14 protein-coding genes are annotated in these 17844 nt (G+C 67.3%); 8 read left to right on the top strand and 6 right to left on the bottom strand.

What is annotated here, in order from left to right; genetic code table 11:
• Nucleotides 1-268 precede the first annotated feature (268 nt).
• Complete coding sequence (locus AC5P5X_RS00950) at nt 269-1471, bottom strand: lipase family protein (RefSeq protein WP_099562842.1); 1203 nt, start codon at nt 1469-1471, stop codon at nt 269-271.
• A 190-nt stretch (nt 1472-1661) separates the two neighbouring features.
• Entirely contained in the window at nt 1662-2549 is an 888-nt protein-coding gene (locus AC5P5X_RS00955) for an outer membrane protein assembly factor BamD (protein ID WP_024956778.1), read from the bottom strand.
• 113 nt (nt 2550-2662) lie between these two features.
• On the opposite strand from AC5P5X_RS00955, the gene rluD reads away from it, so the two are divergent.
• Genes rluD through AC5P5X_RS00975 form a run of 4 tightly spaced genes read left to right on the top strand, consistent with a single transcriptional unit; the run spans nt 2663 to nt 5361 of the window.
• Nucleotides 2663-3652, top strand: coding sequence for a 23S rRNA pseudouridine(1911/1915/1917) synthase RluD (gene rluD, locus AC5P5X_RS00960; protein WP_005410789.1), 990 nt, complete (start codon nt 2663-2665; stop codon nt 3650-3652).
• On the top strand, nt 3652-4422 hold the full coding sequence (gene pgeF, locus AC5P5X_RS00965; RefSeq protein WP_012481092.1) for a peptidoglycan editing factor PgeF: 771 nt from the start codon (nt 3652-3654) through the stop codon (nt 4420-4422). The genes rluD and pgeF overlap by 1 nt, the downstream gene beginning before the upstream one ends.
• A 2-nt stretch (nt 4423-4424) precedes the next feature.
• Entirely contained in the window at nt 4425-4949 is a 525-nt protein-coding gene (locus AC5P5X_RS00970; RefSeq protein ID WP_005414299.1) for a DUF4166 domain-containing protein, read from the top strand.
• The gene (locus tag AC5P5X_RS00975) at nt 4924-5361 is read left to right on the top strand and encodes a thiol-disulfide oxidoreductase DCC family protein (RefSeq protein WP_005410786.1); all 438 of its coding nucleotides are present in this window, start codon (nt 4924-4926) and stop codon (nt 5359-5361) included. The genes AC5P5X_RS00970 and AC5P5X_RS00975 overlap by 26 nt, the downstream gene beginning before the upstream one ends.
• A 72-nt stretch (nt 5362-5433) precedes the next feature.
• Here the strand turns inward: AC5P5X_RS00975 and otsA are convergent, their stop codons facing one another.
• The 4 genes from otsA to AC5P5X_RS00995 all read right to left on the bottom strand — a co-directional run bounded on the left by otsA (nt 5434) and on the right by AC5P5X_RS00995 (nt 12026).
• Nucleotides 5434-6798: an alpha,alpha-trehalose-phosphate synthase (UDP-forming) gene (gene otsA / locus AC5P5X_RS00980; protein WP_005410785.1), complete on the bottom strand. Its 1365-nt coding sequence runs from the start codon at nt 6796-6798 to the stop codon at nt 5434-5436.
• Nucleotides 6795-8576, bottom strand: coding sequence for a glycoside hydrolase family 15 protein (locus AC5P5X_RS00985; protein WP_099562848.1), 1782 nt, complete (start codon nt 8574-8576; stop codon nt 6795-6797). Before AC5P5X_RS00985 ends, otsA begins: the two co-directional genes overlap by 4 nt.
• 41 nt (nt 8577-8617) lie before the next feature.
• Complete coding sequence (otsB, locus tag AC5P5X_RS00990; protein ID WP_005410783.1) at nt 8618-9376, bottom strand: trehalose-phosphatase; 759 nt, start codon at nt 9374-9376, stop codon at nt 8618-8620.
• 214 nt (nt 9377-9590) lie between these two features.
• Nucleotides 9591-12026: a TonB-dependent receptor plug domain-containing protein gene (locus AC5P5X_RS00995; protein WP_111118407.1), complete on the bottom strand. Its 2436-nt coding sequence runs from the start codon at nt 12024-12026 to the stop codon at nt 9591-9593.
• A gap of 216 nt (nt 12027-12242) precedes the next feature.
• Between AC5P5X_RS00995 and AC5P5X_RS01000 the strand changes: the two genes are divergently transcribed.
• The 4 genes from AC5P5X_RS01000 to AC5P5X_RS01015 all read left to right on the top strand — a co-directional run bounded on the left by AC5P5X_RS01000 (nt 12243) and on the right by AC5P5X_RS01015 (nt 17826).
• Nucleotides 12243-12725, top strand: coding sequence for a DUF3574 domain-containing protein (locus AC5P5X_RS01000; protein WP_111188916.1), 483 nt, complete (start codon nt 12243-12245; stop codon nt 12723-12725).
• 36 nt (nt 12726-12761) lie between these two features.
• Nucleotides 12762-13619, top strand: a complete 858-nt coding sequence (locus AC5P5X_RS01005; protein WP_111188917.1) for an XAC2610-related protein — start codon at nt 12762-12764, stop codon at nt 13617-13619.
• A 131-nt stretch (nt 13620-13750) separates the two neighbouring features.
• The gene (locus AC5P5X_RS01010; protein ID WP_111188915.1) at nt 13751-15469 is read left to right on the top strand and encodes a thiamine pyrophosphate-dependent enzyme; all 1719 of its coding nucleotides are present in this window, start codon (nt 13751-13753) and stop codon (nt 15467-15469) included.
• Nucleotides 15470-16221: 752 nt separating this feature from the next.
• The gene (locus AC5P5X_RS01015; RefSeq protein WP_033833007.1) at nt 16222-17826 is read left to right on the top strand and encodes a SulP family inorganic anion transporter; all 1605 of its coding nucleotides are present in this window, start codon (nt 16222-16224) and stop codon (nt 17824-17826) included.
• The last annotated feature ends 18 nt before the right edge of the window (nt 17827-17844 follow it).

A 17844-nucleotide genomic window follows, 5' to 3' on the forward strand; every position in this document is an offset into this window, starting at 1 on the left:
GCAGGTAGTGCCGGCCGCTGGCCGGCAACCCGTACCCCGCGTATCCACGCATGGCGCGGATCTACTGCCTTTGGTAGTGCCGGCCGCTGGCCGGCAACCCGTATCCCGCGCGTCCACGCATGGCGTGGATCTACTGCCTCCGGTAGTGCCGGCCGCTGGCCGGCAATCCGTATCCCGCGCATCCACGCATTGCGCGGATCTACTGCCTCCGGTAGTGCCGGCCGCTGGCCGGCAACCCGTATCCCGCGCATCCATGCATGGCGTGGATCTACCGGGCGTCGTCGAGCAGCTGTTCGAGGTCGGCGGTTTCCGCAGCGTCGTTGAAGTGGCCGTCCCCCAGCCGGGCTCGTACGAATGCCAGGCCATCCGCCGCCGCAGCGTCCAGCGTGCCGCGATGGTCGACCGGGTAGCGCCGGAACGCTACCGGCTCGCCGCGCAGCGCCAGGCCTGCGGCATACAGCAGGGTGGTCAGATAGGGGACGTCGCGGTCCTCGCTGCCGTGGCCCAGCATCAGCGGTTGGCTGAAACCGCGGCGCGGTACGCCGAGATAGTCGTACAGCACGGCCCAGATGCCCGGCACGCTGGTCAGCGGTGCGGTGAACATGCTGCCGGTATCCGCGCCGTCCAGCGTGGTGGCCAGTTCGCCCAGGCACTGCTCGCGTGCCACTGCCACGCGGGTGCGGCCGGTGTCGCTGAGGACGCGGTCGATCTGCGGCGCAACCTGCAGCAGACCGTCGAGCAGATACGCGTGATACGCGTTGAGCGCGCCAGGATTGGCGGTGCGGTTGTCCGGCTTCATCACCAGTGCGGTCAGCTCGACGGCGGTGGGCGTGCCGGTGGTGAAGCTGCCGCGGTAGTGCAGCGACGGGCCAGCATAGGTGGGTGCCAGATGCCCGGCAGTGAGCGCGGCGGCACCACCCTGCGAATGGCCGACCGAGACCCAGCGCGGCGACAGCGTTGCGGTGCCCAGATACTGGCGGCTGGCTTTGACGAGGTCGATGGCATTGCGCGCGGCAGTGCGCACATGCAGATAGGCATGGTCACCTGGACTGCCGAGGCCCTGGTAGTCCGCAGCAACCACCGCATAGCCCTGTGCCAGGAACTGATCGAGGAAGCGGCCGTCGCGTTCGGGTTGGTAGGGGCCGGACACCGAGGGCGCACAGCGATCCGCGATGCCCTGGGTGCCATGTGCCCAGGACACCACCGGCCAGCCGCCTGCAGGCGCCGCGCCGGCGGGCAGGTACAGCAGGCCGGTGCCTTCGGCCAGCTGGCCGCGATGATCCGGGGTGCGGTAGTGCAGCTTGTAGGCCTGCGCGGCCTTGGACGGCACCCATGACGCGCGATAGGGGGCAGCAGACAGCAGATCGCCCGGTGCGGGTGGGGCAGCCGCCACGGGGCCCGAGGACAGCGCCAGCAGGGCAGTGGCGAGGAGGCAGGCGAGGGGGCGGAAACGACGGGGTGGTGGGGTCATGGGGCGCTCCTTCACGGCCGGGATGGCCGTTGCGCCGCAGTGTGGAGGGCCTCGCCTACGCCGATTGGGACCGGCGTCGCATCCGCCGGGGATTCGTAGAATTCCTAGTGTCGTGGTCCATGGTCGCGCGAACCCTCCACGCATGGCGTGGATCTGCCGACAAAGAAAAGGCCCCTTTCGGGGCCTTCTTTTACTTCTTTTCCAGTCGCGCGTTGCGCTGGCCGGTGCTGGCGGACTTTTCGCCAGCGAACGGGTTCAGCTTGCGGATCATCCACGGGTACTTCGGCCACTTGCCTTCCAGCCACGGGTGGTCCGGCTGGTTCAGCTGCAGGACGCGGCGGGCGTCGTCGGCCAGGGTCTTGTTGCCCAGGTGGGTGTAGGAATCGGCCAGGACGGCGACGGCATCGTACTGGAACGCGCTCTGCGGATAGGTTTCCAGCAGGTAGTTGGCGCGGCCGGCGGCCGAGACCCAGGCGCCGCGGCGCATGTAGTACAGGGCGTTGTCCAGCTCATGCTGGGCGAACACGTCACGCAGCTCCAGCATGCGCTGGCGCGCATCGGCGGCGTAGCGGCTGTTCGGGTAACGGTCCACCACGATGTTGAAGTCCGAATACGCCTGGTGCGGCGTGGACAGGTCGCGGCGGCTGGCATCCAGCGACCATACGCGACGCAGGAAAACCGTACTGCGGTTGGAGTTGGCCAGGCCGCGCAGGTAGTACAGGTACGCGATGTTGCGATGGGTCGGGTAGGTACGGATGAAGCGGTCGATGCTGGACACTGCATCGTCGTGCTTGCCGGCCTTGTACTGCGCGTAGGCGGTTTCGATCATCGCCTGTTCGGTATACGGGCCGTACGGATACTGGGCCACGAGGCGGCGGAAGCTGGTTTCAGCCCCGCTCCAGTTGCCACCCTGCATCAGCTTGTGGCTCTTCTCGTACAACTGTTCGACCGGCGTCCCTTCATCGGGGCGATCGCCCTTCTTGGCGCCACGGTGGCAGCCGGTGGCGGCGATGACCAGCACCAGCAGCAGGGCGGTGAGGCGGACGGGCGCGGAGAGCATGGAGGAGCGTCGGATCATGAGGTCAAGGCGGGACGCGGCTGGAATACGAAGGGTCGATGATAGCCTAGTGTCCTGTCCAGCGACTGAAACCGGCCGCCGGGACCCCAAAATTTCAAAGAATGCCCCCTGCCATGTCTGAACAACCCTCTGAATCGGCCCGCCAGGCCATCGTCCCCGACACCGCTGCCGGCCGCCGTTTCGACGCCGTGGTGGCCGAACTGTTCCCCGAATACTCGCGTTCGCGCCTGACCGAGTGGATCAAGGCCGGGGAGGTCCTGCTGGACGGCGCCCAGGTGCGCCCGCGCGATCCGCTGCGCGGTGGCGAGGTGGTGACCCTCAACGTGGTGCTGGAAACCCAGACCGACGCCCAGCCGGAGGACATCCCGCTGGACGTGCTGTTCGAGGACGAGCACCTGCTGGTGATCAACAAGCCGGTCGGCCTGGTGGTGCACCCGGGCGCGGGCAACCACAGCGGCACCCTGGTCAACGCCCTGCTGTTCCGCGACCCGTCGGTGGCGGTGCTGCCGCGCGCGGGCATCGTGCACCGCCTGGACAAGGACACCAGTGGCGTGATGGTGGTGGCCAAGACCCTGGAAGCGCAGACCGCGCTGGTCGAGCAGCTGGCCGCACGCGACGTGCACCGCCAGTACCTGGCCATCGTGATGGGTGCGCTGGTGGCCGGCGGTACCGCCGATGCCCCGATCGACCGCCACCCGCGCGACCGCCTGAAGATGGCGGTGCGCGAGGACGGCAAGGAAGCGATCACCCACTACCGCCTGCGCGAGCGCTTCCGTGCGCACACCGCGCTGGAGTGCCGCCTGGAAACCGGCCGTACCCACCAGATCCGCGTGCACATGGCGCATGTGCGCCATCCGATCATCGGTGACCCGCTGTACGGCGGTGCGCTGAAGCTGCCCAAGGGGGCCAGCGATGAGCTGGTGGCCGCGCTGCGTGGCTTCAAGCGCCAGGCCCTGCACGCCGAGACCTTGGAGTTCACCCATCCGATCACCGGTGAGCTGGTGCGCAACACCGCGCCGGTGCCGGAGGACATGCTGCACCTGATGAAGGTGCTGCGCGAAGACAGCGAGGCCTTCGCCGCGCGCGAGCGGGACCGCTGGTGATGGCCGCCGCGCTGCCCGTGCTGCAGGCGGACTGGCTGGCGCCGCCGGGCGTCCATGCGTTGACCACGCGTCGGCACGGTGCGGGCATTTCGCCGGCGCCGTTCGCGCAGTTCAACCTGGGCAACCGGCACGCGGCCGACGGTGATACCCCAGCCAACGTAGAGCACAACCGCCAGCTGCTGCAGCAGGGGCTGGGGCTGCCCTCGACACCGCACTGGCTGCGCCAGGTGCACAGCAGCACCGTGCTGCGCTTCACCGCGCCGCCGGTGCCCGGCGCAAGCGAGCCGGTGGCCGATGCCGCAGTGACTTCGGTGCCGGGCGTGGTGCTGGCGATCCTGACTGCCGACTGCCTGCCGGTGGTGTTTGCCGCCGCCGATGGCAGTGAGGTGGGCGCGGCCCACGCAGGCTGGCGTGGCCTGGCCGACGGCATGCTGGAGGCCACCGTGGCCGCCATGCAGACGCCGCCGGCGCAGCTGCGGGCCTGGCTGGGCCCGGCCGCCGGACCGGCCGACTACGAGATCGGCGAGGAGGTCTACCACGCCTTCGTCGGCCATGATCCGGCCGCCGAGGCGGCGTTCGTTGCCACCCGCGCGGGCCACTGGAAGGTGGACCTGTTCGCGCTGGCGCGGCAGCGGTTGCAGGCGGCGGGCATGGACCCGGCGCAGGTTCATGGCGGCACGGTGTCGACCATGGCCGATCCGGACCTGTATTCGCACCGGCGCGACCGTCGCACCGGGCGCATGGCGACGCTGGCCTGGATCGCGCCCTGACCTTGCCGCTGTTCGCGCGCGTGCTGGGGCCGGCCTTCGCCACCCTGGCCGCGCCGGTGCAGGCGCTGCATGCCGCGCCGTTGCCCTGCCGCTACGTGGGGCAGGCGCGCATCGTGAGGGGGCGGCACTGGCTGGTGCCGCTGCTGGCTGTGTTGGCGCGGCTGCCGAAGGACGGTGACGCGCTGCCCACCGAAGTGGCGTTCAGCGCACATGGGCAGGGCGAGCAGTGGGCGCGGCAGTTTGGCCGCTGGCCGATGGTGTCGCGGCTGTGGGCGCACGAGGGCTGCCTGCGCGAGCAGTTGGGCGCGGTGCGCTTCGAGTTTGATCTGCAGGCCCGCGAGGGTGGCATCGACTGGTCGGTGCGCCGGGTCTGGGCGTTCGGGCTGCTGCCGTTGCCGAGGCGCTGGTTTGGTGGCGTGCGTTGCCGCGAAGCCTGGCAGGGTGAGCGGTACACTTTCCTGGTCGATGTGACGCTGCCCTGGGCGGGAGCCCTGATCCGCTATGAAGGTTGGCTCGAACCGCAGTGAGGCCGCCGCCGAGGCGGGCAGCGCGGTGATCGTATTCGATGGCGTATGCGCGCTGTGCAACCGCTGGGTGCGCTTCCTGCTGCGTTTCGACCGCGCCGGGCGCTACCGCTTTGCGGCGATGCAGGGGCAGCAGGGCAGCGCGATGTTGCGCGCGCACGGGCTGGACCCGCAGGACCCGATGTCGTTCCTGCTGCTGGACGCGCAGGGTGCCTGGACCGATACCGATGCGATCCTCCGCGTGCTGGCGGGGCTGGGCGGCGCCTGGCGCCTGACCGGCGTACTACGGGCAGTGCCGCGCGGCTGGCGTGATGCCGCGTACCGCGTGCTGGCGCGCAACCGCTACCGCTGGTTCGGACGGCACGACGCCTGTCATCTGCCCGCACCGGAGCAGGCAGCGCGATTCCTGGATTGAAGGAAAAAGGGGACGGAGGGGATCAAGGCGTCTGTGCACAACTGCCTTGATCCCCTCCGTCCCCTTTTTTCCTCAACCTTCCAGCGCGTCCAGATAGCTGCGGCGCCAGTGATTGATGTCGTAGGTGCGCAGGTGATCCATCATCGCGTGCCAGCGTTCCTTGCGCCTGCTCAGTGACATCGTTGCTGCCGTGGCGATGGCGTCGGCCACGCCGTCCAGATCGTGCGGGTTCACCAGCAATGCCTGCTTGAGTTCGTCGGCAGCGCCGGCCAGCAGCGACAACACCAGCACGCCGGGATCTTCCGGGTCCTGCGACGCTACGTATTCCTTGGCCACCAGGTTCATGCCATCGCGCAACGGCGTGACCAGGCCGACCGCCGCCGCCCGGTAGAAGCCGGTGAGGGTGGCATGGGTGAAGTTCTGGTTGACGTAGCGCAGCGGCGTCCAGTCAGGTTCGGCGTGGCCACCGTTGATGTGGCCGGCGATCTGTTCCAGCTGGCTGCGCAGCTGCCGGTACTCGGTGACATCGCCGCGCGAGACCGGGGCGATCTGCAGGTAGGTCAGCGAGCCGCGCTGGTCGGGGTGGCGCTCAAGATAGCGCTCGAAGCCAAGGAAGCGTTCGGGCAGGCCCTTGGAATAGTCCAGGCGATCCACGCCGATCGCCAGCTGGCGATCGCGCAGGCTGGCGCGCAGGTTCTTCACGGCGGCCTTGGTGGCCGCGGTGCCGGCCTGGCGTGCGATCAGCTCGGTGTCGATGCCGATCGGGAAGGCGGCGGCACGGAAGCGGCGCCCGCCCGGTGCTTCCAGCTCGCCGTTGTCGAGCACGCGGCCGCCGCCGAACAGGCGCAGGTAGGTCTGGAAGCGATCAGCGTCGCGCTGGGTCTGGAAGCCGACCAGGTCGTAGGCGTACAGCGCGGAGAACAGCCGCAGGTGGTCGGGCATCGCCTGCAGCAGGTCGGCAGACGGCATCGGGATATGCAGGAAGAAGCCTATGCGACAACCGATGCCGCGCTCGCGCAGCAGCGCACCGAGGGGGATCAGGTGGTAGTCGTGGATCCAGACGATGTCGTCCTCGCGCAGCAGTGGCGCGAGCTTGTCGGCGAACAGCGCGTTGACCTTGTGGTAGGTCTCGCGGGTGCCGCGGTCGTAGTCGACCAGATCCAGGCGGAAGTGCAGCAGCGGCCACAAGGTGCGGTTGGCGAAGCCGTTGTAGTAGCCATCGACCTCACGCTTGCTCAGGTCCATGGTGACGTAGTCGATGTCACCGTCTTTCTGCCGGTGCAGCGTGCCGCTGCCTTCCTTCACCGTCTTGCCACTCCAGCCGAACCACAGGCCACCGCGTTCCTTCAGGGCAGCCAGCAGGCCGACAGCCAGGCCGCCGGCGCGGTTCTCGCCGGGCACGGCCACACGGTTTGAAACCACGACCAGACGACTCACGATGCCTCCTGCCAGGACCGCGACAGGCGCATTGCGGCGGTGATCAGGCCGACGTGCGAATAGGTCTGCGGGAAATTACCCCAGGCCTCGCCGCTGTCGAAGGCCAGATCCTCCGACAGCAGGCCCAGGTGGTTGCGCTGCTTCAGCAGCAGCTCGAACATCTCACGTGCTTCATCCATGCGCCCGATCGCGGCCAGCGCGTCGATGTACCAGAAGGTGCAGATGGTGAAGCTGGTCTCCGGCTCACCGAAGTCATCCGGCGCGACATAGCGGTACAGCGAATTGCCATGCTTGAGGTCGCGGCCGATGGCATCGACGGTGGCGATGAAGCGGGCGTCCAGCGCGTCGATGAAACCGATATCGGCCAGCAGCAGCAGCGAGGCATCCAGCCGATGGCCACCGAAGGTATCGGTGAAGTGGCCCAGCTCCTCGTTCCAGGATTCGGCCATGATGCGCGCGTGGATGGTGTCGGCGCGCTCGCGCCAGTAATGCGCGCGGTCGTCACGCTTCAGGCGCACGGCGATCTTGCACAGGCGGTCGCAGGCAGCCCAGCACATCGCGCTGGTGTAGGTGTGCACTTCGGTGCGGCCGCGGAATTCCCACAGGCCGGCATCGGGTACGTCGTGCAGGGCGAAGGCCTGTTCGCCCAGGGGTTCCAGGCGGGCAAAGGTGTGCGCATCACCCGGGTCCTGCAGGCGCCGGTCGAAGAACAGCTGCGTGGACGCCAGCACCACGCTGCCGTAGACATCGTGCTGGCGCTGCACCCAGGCCAGGTTGCCGCGCCGTACCGGGCCCATGCCACGATAACCGGACAGGCTGGGCACTTCGTCTTCGTCCAGCTTGGCCTCGAAGCCGATGCCATACAGCGGCTGCAGCGTGCCGTCGGTGGTGGCCAGGTTGAAGATGTAGCCGAGGAACTGTTCCATCGTGCGCGTTGCGCCGAGACGGTTCAGCGCCCGCACCACGAAGGCCGCGTCGCGCAGCCAGCAGTAGCGGTAGTCCCAGTTGCGCACGCTGCCGGGTGCTTCCGGAATGGAAGTGGTCATCGCCGCGATGATCGCGCCGCTGTCCTCGTACTGGCACAGCTTCAACGTGATCGCACTGCGGATGACCGCGTCCTGCCATTCCAGTGGAATGGACAGGTAGCGCACCCACTCGCGCCAGTAGTCGCGGGTGCGCTGGAAGGCTTCCTGCACGTAGCCGCTGATCGAACGATTGAGCGATTCATCCACGCCCAGGATCAGGTGGATCGGATGGTTGAGCACGAACGGCAGGCCGTCGCGCACGAAGCGCACCGGCACATCGGTGGTCAGCCGCAGCACGTGTTCGGGCAGGATCCAGCGCACATGGTTGCTGCCCCAGGTGGATTCGGGCACGCGTGCGCCCCAGTCGGCCAGCGGGCGCGCACGCACGGTGATGCGCGGGCTACCAGTCAGCGGACGCACCTGGCGGATCAGGCTGACCGGGCGGTAGAAGCGATCGTTCTGGCGCCAGCGCGGGGCGAAATCGAGGATTTCCAATGCGCCGCCCTGCGTGTCACGCAGCACGGTGCGCAGGATCGCAGTGTTGGTGAGGTATTCCTGCTCGCTGCTCGCGAAGTCCTCCAGCTCGATGGCGAAGTCGCCGCCGGTCTGCTGGTTGGGGTCGAGCAGGGCGCAGAAGGTGGGGTCGCCGTCGAAGGTGGGCAGGCAGCTCCAGACAACGCGGGCATGTTTGTCGACCAGGGCGCCGAAGCTGCCGTTGCCGACCACGCCCAGATCAAGATCGGGTTGGGTCATCACGCGGTACATCTCGGTTGCGGCCGTGGGGGTTGGCCGGGTCAATAGGCATTCTCACGCAGCCAGGCGTGCACGCTGCGTATGTCGGGCAGCGCGAACACGGCCGCACTGGGTTCACGTTCACCCACCAGCACGCTCCAGCCATGCTGGCCGTTGGCAGCATCGAAGCCGAATTCGTCGGTGAGGTCATCACCGAGGAACACCGGCAGGCGGCCGCGGAAGGGCAGGTACTGCATCATCCGGCGCACGGCACGGCCCTTGTCGGTGCCGACAGGCACGAACTCGACCACATGGTCGCCAGGCTGCAGGCGGTAGCTGGTGCGGCCACGCACGTGGCGGTCAGCGAACGCGCGGACATCGCTGGCGGCGTGCGGCGCACCGCGCCAGTGCAAGGCCAGGCCGACGCCCTTGTCTTCCACCAGCACGCCAGGATGCCCATGGGCGAAGCGCATCGCCTGCTGGTGCAGCGCGTGCAGCCATTCGGCGGTGTCGTCGTCGTGTTCGTCGCGCAGCACACGACCGTCTTCGCCACGCAGCTCATGGCCGTGCAGGCCGGCGGCGGGTAGTTGCAGGGGGGCGAACAGTTGATCCAGCTGTTCAAGCGGGCGACCACTGACCAGTGCCACGGCACCTTCCAGGCGGTCGCTGATGCGGCCGATGGCTTCACGCACATCCGGCAGCAGCTGCACGGCATCCGGGCGTGCAGCGAATTCGATCAGGGTGCCATCGACATCGAGGAACAACGCACAGGCGTCGTCCAGCAATGGCGGTGGCGGACGCAGGGGGAGCGGTTCAGCCATGACGCCCAGCTTGCCAGCGTGGGCGTGTACGCGGGGTCGAGGGCAGGCTACGGCCCTGCTTCGGTGGGTGCCGACCGTTGGTCGGCACGGCAGCAGTGCGGACCAACGGTCCGCACCCACCCAAAGCAGATCCGCACCCCGATCACGAAGTTGCCGGCCAGCGGCCGGCACTACCGTGTCGTGCGGACCAACGGTCCGCACCTACCCAATGCGATCAGAACGTATAGCGGACGCGGCCGTAGTAGTACGCGCCGTTGCTGCCGATCGGCGACAGCACGTCATACGGCAGGTTGCCGAAGTAGTGGATATCGCTGTTGGATCGATCCGGGTAGTTGTCGGTCAGGTTCTGGCCGCCGATGGCCACGCTCCAGCGCGGAGTGATGCGGTATTCGACCTCCGCATCCAGCTGCCACTCGGCCTGGTAGGTCTGGCGCGGGATGTAGCCGTCACCGAAGTTGAACACGCGGGTGGCGCTGCCGTAGCGGTTCACGCGGCTGCTCAGCGACCAGTGGTCGTTGCTCCACGCGGCAGAGAAGCTGCCGCGGGTACGCGGCGTGGCATCGGTAAGCGTGTTGGTTTCTTCGATGCCGAACAGCACGTAGTCCGGATTCAGTGCACGCAGCTGTGCCGGCGTGGCCAGCACGTTCTTCAGCGTGGTCTTGGTGTACGCATAGGTGCCGGTCAGCAGCAGCTGGCCGTCGCCCAGCGACTGGCGCCAGTTGCTCACCAGCTCGGCGCCGCGGGTGCGGGTATCGGCGGCGTTGACGAAGAAACTGGCGCTCTGCAGGCCGCTGACGCCGTAGTTGGCGGCCACGTAGTCGGTCAGTGCATCGCCGGTGATGCTCTCCGACAGCGCGATGCGATCGTCGATGTCGATCTGGAAGAAGTCCAGTGACAGGTCGAAGTGCTCGCCAATTCGGCTGGTGAAGCCCAGCGAGGTATTGATCGACTTCTCCGGCTTCAGGTTCTGCGCACCGAGGCCACGCGCGATCGGGTTGTTGACCGACAACAGGCGGCCCTGCACCAGCTGGCCGCCAGCGTTGTAGCCGGTGGAGGTGGATTCGTAGCCGATCTGTGCCAGCGACGGCGCACGGAAGTTGTTGGAGATGGCACCGCGCAGCGCGAACGCCGGGGTGAACTCATAGCGCAGGCCGAGTTTGCCGGTCAGTTCACCGCCGAAGTCGTCGTTGTGCTCGTAGCGCGCGGCCAGATCGGTGGAGAACTTCTCGCCGAACTGACTGGACAGGCTGGCGTAGGCGCTGGCGACATCGCGCGACAGGGTGGCCGCGTCCTGCGGGGTCAGGCCGCCACCGGCCTGCGAACCGGTCGGGCGGTCGGTGTACGGGCCGGCCGCATAGCTGGCCGGGTCGCCGGGACGGGTCTGGTAGCGCTCGTGGCGTGCTTCCACGCCCAGGCCGAGCGTGTGGCTGATGCTGTCGCTCTGGGTGAACACGCGGCTCAGGTCGAGGTTGCCCACGGTCTGCGCGTATTCGTAATCGGCGGTCTTGAAGCGGGTCGGGCTGGTCGGGCCCAGCGAGGCGTTGAGCGAATCACGCAGGCGGTAGGTGAAGTCGTTCTGGCCGTAGTCCAGGCTGCCGTCGTAGCTCCATTCGCCCCACTGCCCGCGTACACCGGCCACGGCCTGCACGTCGCGGTTCTCGCCCTCGGAGATCGGCCGGTACCCGTTCGGATAGACCTGCTTCCAGTTGGCATCGCCGTCGGGGTAGCGAAAGTAGTTCGCGCCTTCGGTATCGCGCTGGTTGAAGGTGCCGAATGCATAGAATGTCGAGGTCTGGCCCACCGGGATCTCGGTGTTCAGCCACAGGTTGATGTCCTTGCTCTTGCCATCGCCCAGCACATAGTTGCGCTTGCCCTGCAGCGCCAGGTTGCCCGGGGTCTGGTCCCACGGCGGAATCTGGTCGAAGCCGGCGCGGTTGGTGCCGTTGCGGTGCTTGTATTCCAGGCCGACGCGCAGGAAGCCGCCATCCTCGCCCAGCGAAGTGCCGACCTTGGCGCTGATATTGCCGGTCTGGCCGTCGGTAAGGGTACGCCCGATCGGCTTGAGGTCGGTGTGGTTGGCGCCGTAGCTGGCCTCGATCTCGCCACCGTCGCCGCCGTTGTCGAGTATCACGTTGATCACACCGGCCACGGCATCCGAGCCATACAGCGCACCAGCGCCATCACGCAGTACTTCGATGCGCTTGATCGCGCTGACCGGGATCGAATTGAAATCAACCGGGGTGGTGCCCTTGCCGATCTTGCTGTCGGTGTTGACCAGCGCGGTGTGGTGGCGACGTTTGCCATTGACCAGCACCAGCACCTGGTCCGGCGACAGGCCGCGCAACTGCGCGGCGCGCACATGGTCGGCGCCGCCGGAGTTGGATTGGCGCGGGAAGTTGAACGACGGCAGCAACGCCTGCAGCGCGCTGCCCAGTTCGCCGTTGACCACGCCGGCCTTGCGGATGTCCTCGGCGGTGAGCACGTCTACCGGTGAGGTGGATTCGAGCACGGTGCGGTCGGCGGCACGGGTGCCGGTGACGATCACCGTGTCCAGGTTGGTGGCGTCCTGGGCCAGGGCCGGGACGGCGGCGGAGGAAAGCGCGAGGGCGATGGCGAGGCCGAGCGGCGACGCGGGCAGGCGGACGGACATGGGGGCTCCAGCAACAACGACGACGGGGAAGGGGGGGAGGTGGTTTCACTTACATCCATCCGGATGAAGCGATATATTATCTTCGCGTGATGACCGGTGCCGATGCAAGCCCCTGCCGGTCCGGCATGAGTTGATGCCCTGCTGGCATCAGCACGCCGGGCCGGTGGCGCTGTACGCTGCCGGCTCGCCTTGTCCCCCTTCCCCGGAGCTGTACCGATGAAACACCTTGGCCTCGTCTTCGCCGTGCTGCTGGCCACCAGTGGCTGCGCAAGCCTGTCCTCGCAGGCGCCCAGCGCCTATGCCCTGGCCACCACCGCCGAACTGAAGGGGGATGCCGCACGCCCGTCCGCCGGCCACGGCTGGGTGCGCAGCGAGCTGTATTTCGGCGTGGGCGAGGAGCAGGGCGCCGGCAACCGCCCGCAGGCCGATACCATCAGCGAGGCGCAGTGGCGCACCTTCCTGGACAAGGAAGTCACTCCGCGCTTCCCGGATGGCCTGACCGTGTTCGATGCCTATGGCCAATGGCTGTTCCGCGGTGATGCCGCGCCCAACCGCCTGCGCACCAAGGTGCTGGTGGTGCTGCACGAGGACACCCAGCAGCGCCGCGCCGACATCGAAGCGATCCGCCTGGCGTGGAAGCAGCAGACCAAGCATCAATCGGTGCTGTGGTCGCGGCAGCCGGTCGAGGTATCGTTCTGAGTTGAAGGTGCCGCCGCGGTGTCGCAGGGAGCAATGATGAATTACAGGGAATGCGTGCTGGGCCTGGTGCTGGCGGGCGTGCTGGCACCGTCGGCGCAGGCAAGTGGCGACGACGGCGAAACGCTGCGTTTCCAGGTGGCCGCGCATGTGCAGGCGCATGCCGATCCGCAGCAGGACGGCAGCATCGCCGTGCAGCTGTCACCGTCGGGCAAGCGCCAGACGCTTGAGGGCGCGGCGGATGCCGATGGCACCTCGCGATGGTCGCTCGAAGATGTAGATTTCGATGGCTACCCGGAATTGGTCGCACGCGCCCCGGTGGGCATGGTCAACGAAGCAGTGGCGGTGTACCGGTTCGATCCGGCCACTGTGGGGTTCCGCGCGCTGCAGGCCGACACCCACGGCAAGGACAGTTGCGGTGACCTGATGGGGTTGAGCGTGGATGCTGCCACTCGAACCCTGACCAGCAGCTGCCGCAGTGGCCCGATGTGGTACACCGACCAGTACCGGTTTGCAGGCGCGAAGCTCCATCTGTACCGCTCTGAGAGCGTGCTGATGCTGGGCGATACCTTGAACGCCGCGCTGCAGTGGGAACAGACCGACGAGCAGGGCCCGTTGGCGGTCTGGCGCACGTATGATCCGGCCGGCCGTGTGCTGGAAAGTGCCATCGCCGATGGCCTGGGCGCACCGCCGGACGGGCCGTTGCGTGGTCAGCAGGCCACCGTGGTAACCGCGCCCCTGTTCCTGTTCGACCGACCCGGCGCCTCCAGCACCAAGCGTTACCTGGTGCAGGGTGATCGCGTGGAACTGCTGGATGAACAGGACGGCTGGGTGAAGCTGCGCTACCGCAACCCGAAGCAGGGCGCGGTGGAAGGCTGGATCAACGTCAACGATTGAAGAAAAAGGGGACGGAGGGAATCAAGTCGTTTGTGGCACATACGACTTGATTCCCTCCGTCCCCTTTTTTTGCGGAGGCATCACTTCATCGGGTCTAGCCTCGGACGTTCCCCCGTTCGAGGATGTATCCGATGAGCAAGCGCGTGGCCGAAATCGTGGTGGACGCCCTGCAGCAGGCTGGTGTCCGCCGTTGCTACGGCATCGTGGGCGATACGCTCAACCATGTGACCGATGCGATGCATGGCAGCGAGATCGCATGGGTGCATGTGCGGCATGAGGAAGTAGCAGCCTTTGCCGCAGGCGCCGATTCGCTGGTGAGCGGCGAACTGACCGCCTGCGCCGGCTCCTGCGGTCCCGGCAGCCTGCATTTCATCAATGGCGTGTTCGAGAGCAACCGCAACCGCGCGCCGATGGTGCTGATCGCCAGCCAGGTGGTGACCAGCGAGCTGGGCATGGAATTTCCGCAGGAAGTGGACTTCAAGGCGGTGTACGCCAGTTGTTCGGTGTTCTGCGAGCAGGTGCACAGCGCCGAGCAGGCGCGTCGCGTGGTCACCCTGGCCTGCCAGGCCGCGATCAGCCGCCGTGGCGTGGCGGTGGTGATCCTGCCCGCCGATATCAGCCAGGCAGAAGTGAAGCACGATGTGCCGTTCTCGGTGCATTACACCCAGCCGGTACTGCGCCCGTCGGATGCTGAGCTGCAGCGCATCGCCGAGCTGCTGGGGCAGGGCAAGCGCATCGGCATCTACGCCGGCGCCGGTTGCCAGGGTGCGCACGCACAGCTGCTGGAACTGGCGCGGCGCCTGCAGGCACCGATCGCGCACACCTCGCGCGCCAAGGACTTCGTCGAGCCGGACAACCCGTACAACATGGGCATGACCGGCATCTTCGGCATCGAATCCGGCTTCCACACGCTGATGGAGTGCGACACGCTGCTGCTGCTCGGCGCCGACTTCGCCTGGGGCCAGTTCTACCCGGACAAGGCCACGATCATCCAGGTCGACCGCGATGGCAGCCATCTCGGCCGCCGCCACCCGGTGAACCTTGGCGTGGTCGGTGATATCGCACCGACGCTGGATGCCTTGCTGCCGATGTTGCCGCCGCGCGAGGACAGCAGTTTCCTGGACGAGTGCATCGGGCGTCGCGACAAGGCACTGAAGAAGCGCGAGCAGGAAGAACAGCCGGGCGAGGGTGAACTGATCCACCCGCAGCATCTGACGGCATTGCTGTCGAAGCATGCCAGCGACGATGCGCTGTTCACTGCAGACGGTGGCTCGCCGATGGTGTGGGTGCTGCGGCATATCCGCGTCAACGGCCGCCGCCGCACGCTGACCAGCCTGTTGCACGGCACGATGGCCAACGCGATGCCACAGGCGCTGGGCCTGCAGAAGGCGTTCCCTGGCCGGCAGGTGATCTCGCTGTCCGGCGATGGCGGCCTGGCAATGTTGCTGGGCGACCTGCTGACCGCGGTGCAGGAGAACCTGCCGATCAAGGTGGTGGTGTTCAACAACGGCTCGCTGAACTTCGTCGAGCTGGAGCAGAAGGTGGAAGGCCTGCTGGACAACTACACCGACCTGAAGAACCCGGATTTTGGCCGCCTTGCCGAAGTGATCGGCTTCCACGGCCGCACGGTGACGCGCAGCGAGGATCTGGAAGAAGCGGTGCAGGATTTCCTGTCGCAGCGTGGCCCGGCGCTGCTGGACGTGCATACCAGCCGCGCCGAGCTGGTGATGCCGCCGCAGATCGAGGCCAAGCAGGTGGCTGGTACCGCGCTGTATGCAGCCAAGGCGGTATTGAACGGCCGCTTCGACGACGTGAAGCATCTGCTGGTGGACAACTTCCTGAAGAAGTAGGGAGTTGGTCGATGCAGGGCTGCGCCCTGCACCCGCAGAGGCCAATGCAACAGCCGAAGCAACAGCAACAACCGAAGCAACAGCAACAACCGAAGCAACAGCAACAACCGAAGCAACAGCAACAGCGGGCATTCCGTGGGATGGCAGGGCGGGTCCGGTTGCGGGGGACGCCGTAAACCCGTCCCTGGGGGCTTGGCCGCGGCATCCGTGCCGCGGACACCCCCGCAACCGGACCCACCCCGCCTTCGACAGATTTCTGCGATCTGTCGGAATGGCATGGCCGGTGCCTGATGGGTGTCGACCTTGGTCGACACGGTAGATCCACGCCATGCGTGGATGAACGAATGAATGATCGGAATGATCTTCTGTAGAGCCTGGCCATGCTCGGCTCAGAGGCTTCGCGTACAGCGGCCGAGCAGGGGCTCGGCGCTACAACGAGCGCCTGCCTTTGCTTTTGATCTTTTGATTCTCTTCCGTGGCTGGCACGCGCAGGAAACTGTCAGGGGCCGGGCGGGTAGGTTGCGCAGGGGCGTGAGCCGCATGGATGCGGCGACCGAGCTTACAGGGACGTACTTGCAGCGCCCCCTGCGCAGCCTACCCGCCCGGCCCACCCCCTGAGGTCCGCTGTCCGCGACCAATCCCCAGCCACGAGGGGCTCCGCCGTTGGCTGGAACCCATCATTCCACGACGGAATTGGCGCGCTGGCCCCGCTGGGCCTACCATCGGCGGTCCCCACCCCCACCGCCCCTTCCATGTCCGCTCCCGCTTCCGCCGCACCGCGTCGCTGGTTCGTCGCCGGTGACTTCAACGGCTTCTTCGGCCTGGTCGTCGACAACCTCTCCATCCTCGGCTTCATCGCCATGGCCCTGGTCGGGATCTTCCAGTTTCCCGCCGACGTGGTGTTCGGCCGCATGTTCCCCGGCACCGCCTTCGGTGTGCTGGTCGGCAACCTGCTGTACACCCTGATGGCGCGCCGGCTGGCCGCGCGTACCGGCCGCGACGACGTCACCGCCATGCCGCTGGGCCTGGATGCACCGACCAGCATCGGCATGGCGCTGCTGGTGCTCGGCCCGGCCTTCCTCGCGTTCAAGCAGCAGGGCATGGACCCGCATGCTGCGGGCATCGCCACCTGGCAGCTGGGCATGGCCGCGCTGGTCATCATGGGCGTGCTCAAGTTCGTGTTGTCGTTCTTCGGCGAAGCGGTCACCCGCGCGCTGCCGCGTGCCGCGCTGCTGGGCTCCATTGCTGGTATCGCGCTGGTGCTGATGGGCCTGCTGCCGCTGCTGGAAACGCTGCGCTCGCCGCTGGTCGGCTTCACCACGCTCGGTTTGCTGCTGTACGTGCTGATCGCCAAGGGCAAGCTGCCGGTGCGTGGCCCGGGCGTGCTGCTGGCCTTCGTGTTCGGCACCGTGCTGTATTACGGCCTCGGCCTGGCCGGGCTGGGCGCACCCGGCTTCCATGTACCGGAGTGGGTGCCGCCGCAGGTGGTGCTGCCGCTGCCGACACTGGGCTTCCTCGACGGCCTGCCCACCGCGATGACCTACCTGCCGCTGCTGCTGCCGTTCGGCCTGCTGATGGTGGTCGGTGGCATCAACGTCTCTGAAAGCGCGCGCGCAGCCGGCGACGACTACCGCACCCGCGACATCCTGCTGGTGGAAGCGGTGGCCACGCTGGTGGCCGGCGTCTGCGGTGGCGTGGCGCAGACCACGCCGTACATCGGCCAGCCGGCGTACAAGCACATGGGTGCGCGCAGCGGCTACACGCTGCTGACCGGCCTGTTCGTCGGCATCGGCGGCATGCTCGGCATCATCTCCGGGCTGGTGCAGTGGCTGCCGCTGGCGGTGCTGGCACCGATCATCGTGTACGTGGCCATCGATATCACCACCCAGGCCTTCCAGGCCACGCCGCGTCACCACACCGGTGCGATGGTGTTCGGCTTCCTGCCGTCGGTGGCCTACCTGCTGGCGATCAAGGCACCCGGCTGGATCGCGCCGGACCAGCTGCCGCAGCTGCTGACCAAACTGGATGGCCACGGTCTGCCCGAGCTGGCGGTGATCTTTACCCTCGGCAACGGCTTCATCATCACCTCGATGCTGTGGATTTCGGCGGTGGCGGCGATGGTCGATGGCCGCCTGCGCCGTGCCTGCGGCTTCCTGCTGGTGGCTGCGGTGCTGACCCTGTTCGGCCTGATCCACTCGGTGGATCCGCGCGGTGGCATCTACCTGCCGTGGGAGCTGGACGGCCTGGCGCGCATCATCAGCTGGCAGTTCGCTGGTGCCTACGTGGCACTGGCGTTGCTGCTGGGGTTGCTTTCGCTGCAGAAGCAGCCGGTGCAGCCGCTGGGTGAAAACAACTGACCCAACGGTAGTGCCGGC

It is taken from the genome of Stenotrophomonas sp. YJH_SMC_91, assembly GCF_059368495.1.